This window comes from Pseudomonas sp. B19125, from assembly GCF_044218855.1.
GTDB classification, from domain to species: Bacteria; Pseudomonadota; Gammaproteobacteria; order Pseudomonadales; family Pseudomonadaceae; genus Aquipseudomonas; species Aquipseudomonas edaphica.
The window spans coordinates 923,284-938,321 of record NZ_CP162589.1 but is presented as its reverse complement, the minus strand read 5'-3'; the positions used below and the strand labels follow the sequence as shown (position 1 = coordinate 938,321).

Annotated in this window: 10 protein-coding genes; 9 read left to right on the top strand and 1 reads right to left on the bottom strand. The window is 61.4% G+C overall.

All coding sequences use genetic code 11. The features are described 5' to 3' along the window. Positions 1-37: 37 nt before the first annotated feature. Positions 38-1,972 carry a BCCT family transporter gene (locus tag AB4P96_RS04190; protein ID WP_236447278.1) on the bottom strand — a complete coding sequence of 645 codons (1,935 nt, stop codon included), beginning with the start codon at positions 1,970-1,972 and terminating at the stop codon, positions 38-40. 391 nt (positions 1,973-2,363) lie between these two features. Between AB4P96_RS04190 and betI the strand changes: the two genes are divergently transcribed. From betI to AB4P96_RS04145, 9 genes are all read left to right on the top strand, one after another. Further along, complete coding sequence (betI, locus tag AB4P96_RS04185) at positions 2,364-2,957, top strand: transcriptional regulator BetI (RefSeq protein WP_010207128.1); 594 nt, start codon at positions 2,364-2,366, stop codon at positions 2,955-2,957. Between the two features lie 109 nt (positions 2,958-3,066). Continuing rightward, positions 3,067-4,539, top strand: a complete 1,473-nt coding sequence (betB, locus tag AB4P96_RS04180; RefSeq protein WP_395600530.1) for a betaine-aldehyde dehydrogenase — start codon at positions 3,067-3,069, stop codon at positions 4,537-4,539. A gap of 192 nt (positions 4,540-4,731) precedes the next feature. Beyond that, positions 4,732-6,435 carry a choline dehydrogenase gene (betA, locus tag AB4P96_RS04175; protein ID WP_017139378.1) on the top strand — a complete coding sequence of 568 codons (1,704 nt, stop codon included), beginning with the start codon at positions 4,732-4,734 and terminating at the stop codon, positions 6,433-6,435. Positions 6,436-6,600: 165 nt separating this feature from the next. After that, entirely contained in the window at positions 6,601-8,043 is a 1,443-nt protein-coding gene (locus AB4P96_RS04170; RefSeq protein ID WP_017139379.1) for a TldD/PmbA family protein, read from the top strand. Continuing rightward, the gene (locus AB4P96_RS04165; protein WP_395600529.1) at positions 8,043-9,359 is read left to right on the top strand and encodes a TldD/PmbA family protein; all 1,317 of its coding nucleotides are present in this window, start codon (positions 8,043-8,045) and stop codon (positions 9,357-9,359) included. The genes AB4P96_RS04170 and AB4P96_RS04165 overlap by 1 nt, the downstream gene beginning before the upstream one ends. Before the next feature lie 330 nt (positions 9,360-9,689). Further along, complete coding sequence (locus AB4P96_RS04160; RefSeq protein WP_236460532.1) at positions 9,690-10,580, top strand: alpha/beta fold hydrolase; 891 nt, start codon at positions 9,690-9,692, stop codon at positions 10,578-10,580. 35 nt (positions 10,581-10,615) lie between these two features. Beyond that, complete coding sequence (gene mdtD, locus AB4P96_RS04155) at positions 10,616-12,043, top strand: multidrug transporter subunit MdtD (RefSeq protein WP_017139382.1); 1,428 nt, start codon at positions 10,616-10,618, stop codon at positions 12,041-12,043. A gap of 130 nt (positions 12,044-12,173) precedes the next feature. Beyond that, positions 12,174-13,511, top strand: a complete 1,338-nt coding sequence (gene dbpA / locus AB4P96_RS04150; protein WP_232626477.1) for an ATP-dependent RNA helicase DbpA — start codon at positions 12,174-12,176, stop codon at positions 13,509-13,511. Between the two features lie 136 nt (positions 13,512-13,647). Further along, positions 13,648-14,826, top strand: coding sequence for an NAD(P)/FAD-dependent oxidoreductase (locus AB4P96_RS04145; RefSeq protein ID WP_099550370.1), 1,179 nt, complete (start codon positions 13,648-13,650; stop codon positions 14,824-14,826). The last annotated feature ends 212 nt before the right edge of the window (positions 14,827-15,038 follow it).

Here is a 15,038-nt window from a genome sequence, read left to right as displayed (position 1 = left end):
ACAGCGGCGCCAGTGACGGCGCCGCTCGGCTCAACAATCAGCTATAGACACGGCCAAGGAGCTGCCGATGGCTTTCAAACTGATCGAGCACGTCCCGGGTGATCTGTTCCTGGGCGAAGCCCATCAGGTCATACTCCTGAGGTCCGTTGTGCAGGTAGACCTCGGCCCGGTAGTAACGGGTGCGCTCTTCTTCGGGCAGGTCGCTCGGTGCCGAGGAGTAAGCATCCAGGCTCACTTCATAGACAAACGGGTTGCCCTCTTCCATCTCGATACGCACACCGATGCAGCGCTTGGATTTACCCAGCAGCGTCTGCACTTCCAGCCCTTGGTCACGCAGCACACTCGCCGCTTCTTCCAACGCAGGCGTAACGTGTTTGTCCATAAAGCGCTGTACCGTGCCCTGGCTCGGTTGCAGGTCCAAGGCGGTCAAACGCTCGCTGAAACCACGACGACCACGTTCGGCCAATTGCGCCTGCTCCTGTTCGATGGCCACATCCTGGCGCATCGCCTTGTGCAAACCGAACATAAACAGAATCAGCACCACCGAGAACGGCAGCCCCGCCAGCACCACCATGGTTTGCATGGCTTCGAAGTTACCCGCGAACAGCAGGCCGATGGTCACCAGGGTGATCACCGCCGACCAGAAGATCCGCAGCCAGTGCGGCGCATCTTCATCGACATTGCCGCCCTTGCACGAAAGGTTGGCCATCATCACCGCGCCGGAATCCGCCGGGGTCAGGAACAGCACAAAGCCCACGAAGATCGACACGCCGATCACGATTTTCGACGCCGGGTAATGCTCAAGCAGCTGGTAGATGGCCATCGACGGTTGCTCCAGCGCCGTCTTGCCCAACTCCACTGCGCCGTGGTTCAGCACCAGGTCCAGCGCCGAGTTACCGAAGATCGACAACCACGCCAGGGTGAAGCCCAGCGGGATCAGCAGCACGCCGGCCACCAGCTCACGCACCGTACGACCACGGGAAATACGCGCGATGAACATGCCTACAAATGGCGCCCAGGAAATCCACCAGGCCCAGTAGAACAGGGTCCACAGGCCCATCCAGCGCTCAGTCTTGTCGGCGTCGCCTTCGTACACATACAGGTCGAAGGTTTTCAGCACGATACCGTTGAGGTAGTCACCGGTGTTCTGCACCAGGCCATTGAGCAGGTGCAAGGTCGGGCCAAACAACAGCACAAAGATCAGCAAGCCGCTGAACAGCACAATGTTGAGGTTGGACAGGCGGCGAATGCCGTTTTCCACACCCGACACGGCAGCGATGGTCGCCACGGTGCTCATCACGATGATCACGATCAGCAGGTTAGTGTTGCTGTGCTGCATGCCGAACAGGTTTTCAAGCCCCGACGACACTTGCATCGAACCAATCCCCAGGTTCGTCACCAGGCCCAGCAGGGTCACGAACATGCCGAAGCCGTCCACCGCGTGGCCGGCCGCGCCTTTGACCCAACGCTCGCCCACCAGCGGGTACAGCGCCGAACGCAAGGCCAACGGCTGGTTATGACGGTACGCGAAGTACGCCACGGCCAGGCCGACCAGCGCATAAATCGCCCAGCCGTGCAGGCCCCAGTGCAGGAACGTCAACTGCAACGCCTGGCGGGCTGCGCCATTGCTGGCGGCGGCGCCTTCGGGCGGGTTGAAGTAGTGATCCAACGGCTCGGAAGCCCCGAAATACAGCAGCGAGATGCCGATGCCCGACGAGAACAACATGCCGGCCCAGGCGCCGTAGCTGAAGTCCGGGGTGTCGTCCTTGCTGCCCAGTTTCAATTTACCGTAGGACGAAAACGCCAGGCCGACCACAAACACCAGGTAGGCCGCGATGACCACCATGTAGTACCAACCGAAGCTTTTCGACAGCCACGCCTGGGCTACGCCGAGCATGCGCCCGGCCTCCTGCGGGGCGATGATCAGAATGGCGGTCAACAACAGAATGAGCGCGGTGGAGGTGTAGAACACCCAACCGTTGACCCTGACCTTTTCCGGCGGGGTCTTTATAAGAGAGGCAGAACTCATGGCGCAGATGCTCCGGGCAGTGCGAGAGAGAAACACAAGGCAACGGTTATCCCGGGACATCGATTTTTCGGCAGTCGACGGACGGGTGTTATAAAGACACCCCGAAAATTCTTGAGCCGCGCCTAGGCAGTGGCCAGGCCCTGATACGGCCTGTTTCAAGGGTTTTTGCAGGTGTCAGAGGACGTTGCTCACAGGTAGGAAAAATCTGTAGGCAGCGACCATTTGTCGCAGATCTTATTCTTTGTTGATTGAACGTTCAATCAAAACAAAATAGACTGGCCATCAAGCCGACGGACGTTTAACGCCCAACGGCAGGCCTAAGGAGAGGTGCTACATGCCCAAGGTCGGTATGCAACCCATACGCCGCCAGCAGTTGATCGAAGCCACCTTGACGGCCATCGATCAGGTTGGAATGGGAGATGCCAGCATTGCGCTGATCGCCCGTTTGGCCGGCGTCTCGAACGGCATCATCAGTCACTACTTTCAGGACAAGAACGGCCTGATCGCCGCAACGATGCGGTACTTGATGAATGTGCTGATCGAGAACGTCCACGAACGCAGGCTTGCGCTGAAGGACGACAGCCCACGGGCGCACCTTCGGGTGATCATCGAGGGCAACTTCGACGCCAGCCAGGTCAACGGACCGGCAATGAAAACCTGGCTGGCCTTCTGGGCCACCAGCATGCACCACCCGTCATTGCACAGGTTGCAGCGGATCAACGATCAACGTCTGTATTCCAACCTGTGCTGCCAGTTCCGCCGAGTGCTACCGCTGCCGCACGCACGCAAAGCAGCCAGAGGCCTGGCGGCCCTGATCGACGGTTTGTGGTTGCGCGGCGCCCTGTCGGGAGACGCTTTCGACACGGAGCAGGCGCAACGGATCGCTTACGAATACATGGATTTCCAATTGGCCAAGCAGGTGAGTTAGAGCACACATAAACGCTCAACCCCTGAACGTCTGCCGCTCAGTGTTGCCACAACCCCATGGCCCACTTTCGGCGGGTAACGCCAACCACTTATGCACTTGCGAGGACTTTATGGCCCGTTTCGAACTGCAAAAACTCTACATTGACGGCGGCTACAGCGACGCTGGCAGCGATGCCACCTTCGAAGCCATCAACCCGGCTAACGGTGAAGTTCTCGCCCAAGTGCAACGCGCCACCAAGGAAGACGTGGAACGTGCCGTGGTCAGCGCTGAAAAAGGCCAGAAAATCTGGGCCGCCATGACCGCCATGGAGCGTTCGCGCATCCTGCGCCGTGCCGTCGACATCCTGCGCGAGCGCAACGATGAGCTGGCCGCCCTGGAAACCCTGGACACCGGTAAAGCCTTCTCCGAAACCCAATACGTCGACATCGTCACCGGCGCCGACGTGCTGGAATACTACGCAGGCCTGGTGCCAGCCATCGAAGGCGAGCAGATCCCGTTGCGCGACACTTCGTTCGTCTACACCCGCCGCGAGCCGCTGGGCGTAGTAGCCGGTATCGGCGCGTGGAACTACCCGATCCAGATCGCCCTGTGGAAATCCGCACCGGCCCTGGCGGCGGGTAACGCGATGATCTTCAAGCCAAGCGAAGTCACTTCGCTGACCACCCTGAAACTGGCCGAGATCTACACCGAAGCTGGCGTTCCAGCCGGTGTGTTCAACGTGCTGACCGGCAGCGGCCGTGAAGTCGGCACTTGGCTGACCGAGCACCCGCGCATCGAGAAAGTCTCGTTCACCGGCGGCACCGACACCGGCAAAAAAGTCATGGCCAGCGCTTCGAGCTCCTCGCTCAAAGAAGTGACCATGGAACTGGGCGGCAAGTCGCCGCTGATCGTGTTCGAAGATGCCGACCTGGATCGCGCCGCCGACATCGCCATGATGGCCAACTTCTACAGCTCCGGTCAGGTCTGCACCAACGGCACTCGCGTGTTCGTGCCGAAACACCTGCAAGCGGCGTTCGAAGCCAAGATCGTTGAGCGTGTTGCGCGCATTCGTGTTGGCAACCCACAAGAGGAAAACACCAACTTCGGCCCGCTGGTCAGCTTCGCCCACATGGAAAGCGTGCTCGGCTACATCGCCAAAGGCAAGGAAGAAGGCGCCCGCGTACTGTGCGGCGGCGACCGCCTGACCGACGGCGAATTCGCCAAAGGCGCCTATGTGGCCCCGACTGTGTTCACCGACTGCACCGACGAAATGACCATCGTCCGTGAAGAAATCTTCGGCCCAGTAATGAGCATCCTCACTTACGAGACCGAAGAAGAAGTGATCCGCCGCGCCAACGACACCGATTTCGGCCTGGCCGCAGGTTTGGTGACCAAGGACCTGAACCGCGCCCACCGCGTGATTCATCAGCTGGAAGCGGGTATCTGCTGGATCAACGCCTGGGGCGAGTCCGACGCCAAGATGCCGGTTGGCGGCTACAAGCAGTCGGGCGTTGGCCGTGAGAACGGTATCAGCTCGCTGAACAACTTCACCCGCATCAAATCGGTACAGGTTGAGCTGGGCGACTACGCCTCGGTGTTCTAAACCACAGGCGCCTGGGAGTCGCCTTTGTGGCGAGGGAGCTTGCTCCCGTTGGGCTGCGCAGCAGCCCCATCCCAGGCCCCGCAGTTCTCCAGACCGAACTCGTTCGCTGGTTTTGCGACTGCTGCGCAGTCGAGCGGGAGCAAGCTCCCTCGCCACAAAAGCAGCTTGAACCACTTATATGAGGGTGCATTTATGTCCCAAGAATACGATTACATCATTGTGGGTGCCGGCTCCGCCGGTAACACCCTGGCGACCCGTCTGACCGAAGACGAAGGCGTCACCGTCCTGCTGCTGGAAGCCGGCGGCCCGGACTACCGTTTTGACTTCCGTACCCAAATGCCTGCCGCGCTGGCGTTCCCGCTTCAAGGCCGTCGCTACAACTGGGCCTACGAAACCGACCCTGAGCCACACATGGACGGCCGCCGGATGGAATGCGGTCGCGGCAAGGGCCTGGGCGGTTCTTCGCTGATCAACGGCATGTGCTACATCCGTGGCAACGCCATGGACTACGACAACTGGGCAAAACTGCCAGGTCTGGAAAACTGGACCTACCTCGACTGCCTGCCGTACTTCCGTAAAGCCGAAACCCGCGACATCGGCCCCAACGACTACCACGGTGGCGACGGCCCGGTCAGCGTGACCACGCCTAAAGCCGGCAACAACCCGCTGTTCCACGCGATGGTTGAAGCCGGCGTACAGGCCGGTTACCCGCGTACCGACGACCTGAACGGCTACCAGCAAGAAGGCTTCGGCCCGATGGACCGTACCGTCACGCCTAAAGGCCGTCGCGCCAGCACCGCACGCGGTTACCTGGACACGGCCAAGAAGCGCTCGACGCTGACCATCGTCACCCACGCCCTCACCGACAAAGTATTGTTTGAAGGCAAGCGTGCCGTAGGCGTGCGTTACCTGATCGGCGCGGCTGAAGAACGTGTTGAAGCCCGTGCGCGTAAAGAAGTACTGGTGTGCAGCGGTGCAATCGCTTCGCCGCAACTGCTGCAACGCTCCGGTGTGGGCCCGGCCAAACTGCTGGAAAGCCTCGACATCCCGGTGGTCCACGACCTGCCCGGCGTCGGCGAAAACCTGCAGGACCACCTTGAGCTGTACCTGCAATACGCCTGCACTCAGCCAGTGTCGCTGTACCCATCGCTGCTCTGGTACAACCAGCCGGCCATTGGTGCCGAATGGCTGTTCAACGGCACCGGTATCGGCGCCAGCAACCAGTTCGAAGCGGGCGGTTTTATCCGTACCCGTGAAGACTTCGATTGGCCGAACATCCAGTACCACTTCCTGCCGGTCGCGATTAACTACAACGGCAGCAACGGTGTGAAAGAGCACGGTTTCCAGGCGCACATGGGTTCCATGCGTTCGCCGAGCCGTGGCCGCGTGCAATTGAAGTCGAAGAACCCACGGGACTACCCGAGCATCCTCTTCAACTACATGGCCACCGAGCAGGACTGGCAGGAATTCCGTGACGGCATCCGCCTGACCCGCGAAATCATGCAGCAGCCGGCACTCGACCAATACCGTGGCCGTGAAATCAGCCCGGGCATTGACGTGCAAACCGATGAGCAGTTGGACAAGTTCATCCGCGAGCACGCCGAAACTGCGTTCCACCCGTCCTGCTCGTGCAAAATGGGCACCGACGAGATGGCTGTAGTGGATGCCGAAGGCCGCGTGCATGGCATGCAGGGTCTGCGTGTTGTGGATGCGTCGATCATGCCGATCATCACCACCGGCAACCTCAACGCGCCGACGATCATGATCGCCGAGAAAATCGCCGACAAGATCCGTGGCCGCAAGCCACTGCCGCGCAGCACTGCCGACTACTACGTGGCAGGCGATGCGCCGGTGCGTGGCAAGCCGATGCGTGAAGTCGGCCCTACTGCGCAGTAACCCGTTGATCGTTCCCACGCTCTGCGTGGGAATGCATCCTGTGACGCTCTGCGTCACGACCTTCAAAAGCGGACGCAGAGCGTCCAAGGCGGCATTCCCACGCAGAGCGTGGGAACGATCACCTATGCTAGCCTCTGGGACTGCGCTGCCCTCAAGGAGGTCCCGATGTTCGACGCCCACCCCACCCTCAAACAACACTTCAGTGCCCTGCGCACCCGCGCCGAATTCTTCTCGTTGCGTTATGTGCGCGAATCCGGCCAGTACCTGTCGGTACGCAAGAACGTCGCCGAGCCGCCACACCTTAGCCACGACGAGGGCGCCATGCTCACCGTGCGCCTCAACGGCGTGGAAGCTTATGCAGCAACCAACGACATTTCCCTCGCCGGCCTGCAAGCAGCCCTTGAGCGCGCCGAACAGCAAGCCCGGCAGATTTCGCCCCATGCCCTGCTCGACTTGCACACACAACAGGTCTCCAGTGACGTGGCCGACTACCTGTCGCCCGACCTCGACCAGCCCTTCCCATCCCTGAGCGACTGCTACCAACTGCTCGGCGATGAATCCGCCAGCGTGCCCAAGGATGAGCGCCTGGTCAGTTGGGAAGTCAGCCTGGGCACCACGCGGGTTGAACAGATCTACCTCAACAGCGCCGGTGCCGAGCTGCGCCAGGCTCAGCGTTTCGTCTTTCCGGGCCTGAGCGTCACCGCCTTCGACGGCAACGACAGCCAGACCCGCACCCTGGGCGGCACCAACTTCGGCCAGCAAGGCAGTGCGAACGTGATTCGCCGCTTCGGCCTGGCCGGCGCCGCCCGCACAGTCGCCGATGAAGCCCTGCAACTGCTGCTCGCGCCGAACACGCCCCACGGCCCGCGTGACCTGCTGCTGATGCCCGACCAGATGATCCTGCAGATCCACGAGTCCATCGGCCACCCGCTGGAACTGGACCGCATCCTGGGCGATGAGCGTAACTACGCCGGCACCAGTTTTGTGAAGGCCAGCGACTTCGGCCACCTGCAATACGGCTCGCCCTTGCTCAACGTGACCTTCGACCCGGACATCCCCGAACAGCTCGCCAGCTATGGGCATGACGACGACGGCACGGCCGCCAGCAAGCAATTCCTGATACGCGATGGCCTGCTGCTCAAGCCCTTGGGTGGCGCGCTGTCGCAATTTCGCGCGAACCTGCCAGGCGTGGCCAACAGCCGCGCGTGCGGCTGGAATCGGCCGCCCATCGACCGCATGGCCAACCTCAATATCGAGGCCGGCGACAAGACCCAGGCTGAGCTGGTCAGCGGCATCGAGCACGGCATTCTGATGAGCACCAACCGCTCCTGGTCCATCGATGACGCACGCAATAAATTCCAGTTCGGTTGCGAGTGGGGCCAGCTGATCGAAAACGGCGAACTCAAGGGCGTGGTCAAAAACCCCAACTACCGCGCCATCTCCGCGCAGTTCTGGCGCAACCTCAGCGCCGTCGGCGACGCCAGCACCTTCCAGGTGTTGGGCACGCCCAACTGCGGCAAAGGCGAACCCAACCAGGTGATCCGCGTGGGCCACGCTTCACCGGCGTGTGTGTTCAGTGATATCGACGTGTTCGGGGGAGATGCCTGATGAATAACTTCAAGGCACTGGTGGGTTGGCTCAAGCAAGCCGTCACCGACAAGGAACAGTTTCACCTGGGCTACGCTGACGAGTCGTCCGAGTTCGTGCGCTTCAACCACGCCAAGGTGCGTCAAGCGGGCCAGGTGCAACAGGCCAGCCTCAACCTCAAGCTGATCAACGATGGCCGTCACGCCGACCTCGGTATCACCCTTGCCGGTGAGCCGGCGCTGGATCGCCAGCGCCTGGCCGACGGCCTGCAACAACTGCGCAAAACCTTGCCATTGTTGCCGCAGGATCCGTACCTGCTGCTGAACCACAACGCCTGGCAAAACCACAACGAACAACTGCGACCGCTGCCGGAACTGGCCCAGGTGCTGGCAGATATCAGCCAGGCCGCCGAAGGTGTGGACCTGGTGGGCTTCTACGCTGCCGGCCCCATCAGCCGTGGCTTTGCCAGTTCCGACGGCGCGTTCGGCTGGCATCAGGCCAATAGCTTCAACTTCGATTTCAGCCTGTTCCACGCCAACGGCGAAGCGGTGAAAGCCAGCTACGCCGGGCACACCTGGGACAGCGCCGAGTTCACTGAGCGTTTCCAGCGGGCGCGTGAGCAGCTGGAGTTCCTCGGCCGCCCGTTGCACAAGCTGCCTCCCGGCCAGTACCGCGCCTACCTGGCCCCGGCGGCGTTGGAAGAAATCTTCAGCATTGTCACGTGGGGCGGGTTTTCCGCCCAGGCCATCGCCAGCAAAGGCAGTTGCTTGCAAAAGCTCTACACGGGTGAGCAGTCGCTGAGCCCACTGGTGAAGGTCGATGAGCAGATCAGCGGCTCCCTGAGCCAGGCGTTTTCCACCGAAGGTTACCCACGCGGCGACGTCACCCTGATCAACGCCGGCAAAGCCGAAGGCCAACTGATCAACTCGCGCAGCGCGGCCGAATATGGCCTGAGCACCAACGGCGCCAGCAGCGACGAGTCGCCCAGCGCCTTGCAGATGGCTGCAGGCAACCTGCCCCAGGCCGATATCCTCAAGCAATTGGGCACTGGCTTGTACATCAGCAACCTGTGGTATCTGAACTACTCGGACTTGCCGGCGGCACGCCTGACCGGCATGACGCGCTTTGCCACGTTCTGGGTCGAAGACGGTGAGATCATGGCGCCGGTGAGCACCATGCGGTTTGATGATAGTGTCTACAGCCTGCTCGGTTCGCAGCTTGAAGCGCTGACCTCGGAACGGGAACTGCTGCTGTCGGCGAGTACGTACAGCCAGCGCAATACCTCCTCCAACCTGCTGCCGGGGGCGCTGGTCAAGCGCCTGACGCTAACGCTGTAAATACAACGCCCCTGTGGGAGCGGGCTTGTGTGGGAGCTGGCTTGCCTGCGATGCAGTCACCTCGGTGTGTCAGTCACACCGCAGTGATGCCATCGCAGGCAAGCCAGCTCCCACATAGGCCAGCTACCAGACAAGCCAGCTCCCACATAGGCTTGTATTGATTTCAGACACCTCGTTTCATCCCTTCCTACCGCAAAATCCCATCTAACACTTCTCCCCGTGCGGCCTGTTGTCGCCCGCAAAAAACCTCGTTATAACGGTTAGTGGCATCCCGCCACCCACCCCACGAGAGCATGACCTTGCCCGGGAAGGGCAAGCTGGAGCGTTGACATGAACCATGGAAGTTTTGTCATAGAAAAGCTGTTCAAGCACTACAACGTTCATGTTGAGCAGCTAGGAAACGATTCGGAAAAAAAGACTGTCTTGATGGTCAACGGCGCGCTGTCCACCACACGCTCTTTCGCGCGAACCAGTAAATGCCTGGCGGAGCATTTCAATGTGCTGCTGTTCGACCTGCCGTTCTCCGGCTATTCGCGCGAGCACAACACCGACCTCGAGCTTGTGACCAAGGACGACGAGGTGCAAATCCTGCGCGCCCTGGTGGAGCGCTTCGAGGTCAACCATCTGGTGTCGGCCTCCTGGGGCGGTATCTCCACCTTGCTGACCCTGGCCCACAACCCGCCTTCCATCGAAAGCTCGGTGGTGATGGCCCTGGCGCCCAACCTCAACCAGGCGATGCTCGACTACGTGGAGCGCGTGCGCGTGTTGATCGAAGCCGATGACAAATCCGCCGTCGGCCACTTGCTCAATGAGACCGTCGGCAAATACCTGTCGCCGCGCCTCAAGCGCAACAACCATCGGCACCTGTCGAGCATGGCCACCACCGAGTACCGCCAGGCGCGTTTCCATATCCATCAGGTGCTGGCCTTGGGCGATGGTAATTACCTGCCGGCGCTGACCCGGATCGAAACCCCGGTGCACTTCCTCAATGGCGCACTGGATGAATACACGCCGGCGGCCGAGGCCCGGTTGTTCAAGCGCTATGTCGGCCGCAGCAGCTTTGCGGTCGCCGAACACACCGGCCATCTGCTCGACCTGGAGTCGCGCGAAGCGGCCATGTCGGTGCACCGTGCGCTGTTGGATTTCCTGGTGGGAGAGCACGCAACACTGTCGGAATTAGACGAACCGCCAGTGGGAAAAGGGGCGACGGATGGCGCATAATCGCCAACACATAGCCTGCTAATAAAAGGGTTCACATGCCGAATCGCGCCCCTCTCGATGCCAAGACCGCCCGCTGGCTACCCTGGGTGGTAGCGATTGCCTTCTTCATGCAGTCGCTGGACGGGACGATTCTCAACACCGCCCTGCCGGCCATGGCGCGGGACTTGGCGGAAAACCCGCTGCGCATGCAAGGGGTGGTGATCGCCTACATGCTCACCGTCGCCTTGCTGATCCCGGCTTCGGGCTGGGTGGCCGACCGCTTCGGTACCAAAAAAATCTTCTTCGGCGCGATCATGCTGTTCAGCATTGGCTCCTTGCTGTGCGCCTTGTCGAGCACCTTGACCATGCTGGTGGGCGCGCGGGTCATCCAGGGTTTGGGCGGCGCGCTGATGCTGCCGGTCGGGCGGCTGGTGGTCTTGCGTGCTTATCCGCGCTCCGAACTCGTACGCATCATGGGCTTCATCACCATTCCCGGCCTGCTCGGCCCCTTGCTCGGCCCGACCATGGGCGGCTGGATGGTGCAATACCTGACCTGGCACTGGATCTTCCTGATCAACCTGCCTGTGGGCATGGTCGGTTGCTACGCCGTGTGGAAACTCATCCCCGACTTGCGCGGCAGCGAACGCACGCGCTTTGACAGTGTAGGGTTTGTGCTGTTTGGCGCGGCGATGGTGCTGATTACCATCGCCATGGAAGGCCTGGGCGAACTGCACCTGCCGCACCTGCGGGTGATGTTGCTGCTGTTCGGCGGGCTCGCCTGCCTGGCCGCGTACTGGCTGCGTGCCGGGCATATCGACAACCCACTGTTCTCGCCGGTACTGTTCAAGACCCGCACCTTTGCCGTGGGCATCCTCGGCAACCTGTTCGCCCGGCTGGGCAGCGGCGCACTGCCGTTTCTGGTGCCGTTGCTGCTGCAGGTGGCACTGGGTTATTCGCCCTCCGAAGCCGGTATGAGCATGCTGCCCCTGGCGGCGGCGGCGATGTTTGCCAAGTCCATCGCCCGGCCACTGATCGAGCGGCTGGGCTATCGCATTGTGCTCACCGGCAACACCCTGGCGCTGGGCATCATGCTGGCCAGTATGGGCCTGGTCAGCGAACACACGCCCTACCCGCTGCTGCTGTGCATGCTGGCGGTGCTGGGCGCGATCAACTCGCTGCAATTTACCGCGATGAACACCGTCACCCTGATCGACCTCGACGACGCCCAGGCCAGCAGCGGCAACAGTTTGCTCTCGGTGGTGGCGCAATTGTCCTTGAGCCTGGGCGTAGCCTGTGCCGGTGCCCTGCTCGGCGGCTTTACTGCCGAAGCGGGCAATGACGGCGTGGAAAGCGTGCTGGGCGCGTTCCAACTGACCTTCCTCACCGTGGGCATCATGGCCATGCTGGCGGCGGCGATCTTCCTGCAACTGTCGCCAAAAGACGGCAAACGGGTGGTCAGCCGCGAGCACGACCTTGAGCATTAACAGGCTTCTCGTCTAGAACTTGCAGGGAAAATCCCACAGGGCTGGTACACTGCGCGACATTTTGTTTTGCAGAGCCAGTCCCGTGACTACCATCGCCACCGCTTTTAATACTTTGCCCCTGTCCGCCGCCATGCTGGCTAACCTCGACTCGCTGGGTTACGTCGAGATGACGCAGATCCAGGCGCAAAGCTTGCCGGTGATCCTCAAGGGGCTGGACCTGATCGCCCAAGCCAAGACCGGCAGCGGCAAGACCGCCGCCTTCGGCATCGGCCTGTTGAACCCGATCAACCCGCGTTACTTCGGCTGCCAGGCACTGGTGATGTGCCCGACGCGTGAGCTGGCCGACCAGGTCGCCAAGGAAATCCGTCGCCTGGCGCGTGCCGAAGACAACATCAAGGTACTGACCCTGTGCGGCGGCGTGTCCCTCGGCCCGCAGATCGCCTCGCTGGAACACGGCGCCCACGTCATCGTCGGCACACCGGGCCGTATCCAGCAGCACCTGCGCAAAGGTTCGCTGGTGCTGGACGGCTTGAACACGCTGATCCTCGACGAAGCCGACCGCATGCTCGACATGGGCTTCTACGACGCCATCGAAGACATCATCAGCAAGACCCCGCCACGCCGCCAAACCCTGCTGTTCTCGGCCACCTACCCGGTGAGCATCAAGCAGCTAGCCTCCAAATTCATGCGTGCGCCGCAGCAGGTGAAGGCCGAAGCCTTCCACTCCGACGACCAGATCGAACAGCGTTTCTACGAGATCTCGCCGGAAGAGCGCATGGACGCGGTGACCAAGGTACTGGCGCACTTCCGCCCGGCGTCTTGCGTGGCGTTCTGCTTTACCAAGCAGCAAGTGCAGGAAACTGTGGATCACCTGACCGCCAAAGGTATCTCCGCCGTCGGCCTGCATGGCGACCTGGAGCAGCGCGACCGTGACCAGGTACTGGCGATGTTCGCCAACCGCAGCACTTCGGTGCTGGTGGCGACCGACGTCGCCGCCCGTGGCCTGGACATTGACTCCCTGGACATGGTGATCAACGTCGAACTGGCCCGCGACTCGGAAATCCACATCCACCGCGTAGGCCGTACCGGTCGCGCCGGTGAGACCGGTATTGCGATCAGCCTGGTGGCGCCGTCCGAAGCCCACCGTGCCCAGGCCATCGAGCAACTGCAAAAGTCGCCGCTGAACTGGGACCAACTGGACAACCTCAAGCCGCAAAGCGGTGGCCCGTTGCTGCCACAGATGAGCACGTTGTGCATCGCCGCCGGCCGTAAAGACAAGGTGCGCCCAGGCGACATCCTTGGCGCACTGACCGGTGACGCCGGGATTCCGGGAGCCCAGGTCGGCAAGATCGCGATCTTTGATTTTCAGGCGTTCGTGGCTGTTGAGCGCGGGATCGCCAAGCAAGCGTTGCAGCGTTTGAATGACGGCAAGATCAAAGGCCGCTCGTTGCGCGTGCGGATCCTCTGACCTGATCGTTCCCACGCTCCGCGTGGGAATGCCGCCATGGACGCTCTGCGTCCGCTTTGTGACGCAGAGCGTCACGGGATGCGTTCCCACGCAGAGCGTGGGAACGATCTGATCTGATGAACATGAGGAAACTGTTTTGCGCTCGACCGAAGTTGTGATCATTGGCGCCGGCGCCGCAGGCTTGATGTGCGCGCTGACCGCCGCCGGGCGTGGGCGCAAGGTGATGCTGATCGACCACGCCAACAAGGCCGGCAAAAAGATCCTGATGTCCGGCGGTGGCCGCTGTAATTTCACCAACATGTACACCGAGCCGGCCAACTTCCTCTCGCACAACGCGCATTTCTGCAAGTCGGCCCTGGCCCGCTACACCCAGTGGGATTTCATCGGGCTGGTGGCCAAGCACGGCGTGCCGTACCACGAGAAAAAGCTCGGCCAGCTGTTCTGCGATAACAAGTCCAGCGACATCCTCGGCATGCTGCTCGATGAATGCATCCAGACCGGCGTGAGCCTGCACCTGGACACCTCCATCGAGGAAATTGCCAAAGTCGACGGCGGCTATCAACTGCAAACCACCTTGGGCGAACTGCGCTGCGAATCCCTGGTGATCGCCACCGGCGGCCTGTCGATTCCGACCCTGGGCGCCACCGGTTTTGGTTACCAGGTGGCCAAGCAGTTTGGCCACGAACTGCTGCCGACCCGCGCAGGCTTGGTGCCGTTCACCATCACCGACCAGCTCAAGGAGTTGTGCGGCGAGTTGTCCGGTACGTCCGTGGATTGCCTGGTGAGCTGCAACGACCAGAGCTTTCGCGAGAACATCTTGTTTACCCACCGTGGCCTCAGTGGCCCGGCGATTTTGCAGATCTCTTCCTACTGGGAGACCGGTGACACGGTTGAAATCAACCTGCTGCCCGACCACGACGCCCACACCTGGCTGCAACAGCAACAGGTCGAGCACCCCAACAGCGAGCTGAAAACCCTGCTGGGTGAGATCTTCACCAAGAAGATGGCCAACCTGTTGGCGCAGATCTGGTTTGTGTCCAAGCCGATGAAGCAATACACCCACGCCGAAGTGGCCGACATCGCGCAAAAGCTGTCGAGCTGGCAGTTGGTACCGGCGGGCACCGAAGGCTATCGCACGGCCGAGGTGACGCTGGGTGGCGTGGACACGCGGGAAGTGTCGTCCAAGACCATGGAGTCGCTGAAGAGCCCGGGCTTGTACTTTATCGGTGAAGTGCTGGATGTGACCGGTCACCTGGGTGGGTTCAACTTCCAGTGGGCATGGGCTTCCGGTTACGCAGCCGCCCAATACGCCTGAAGGTTGTACGCGGTCAACAGGTGGGAGCTGGCTCGTCGAATCGTCGCACCGCTGCGATAGCGGTGTTGGATTCACCGCCGCTATCGCAGGCAAGCCAGCTCCCACAGTAGTTTCGTGGTGTTCTTAGGATGTTGGCTGGAATAAATTTTGCTGTTACATGTGATCGCCACGCTTGCCGTGGCGTCATTACTGGCTCAATTTAGCGGCATCGT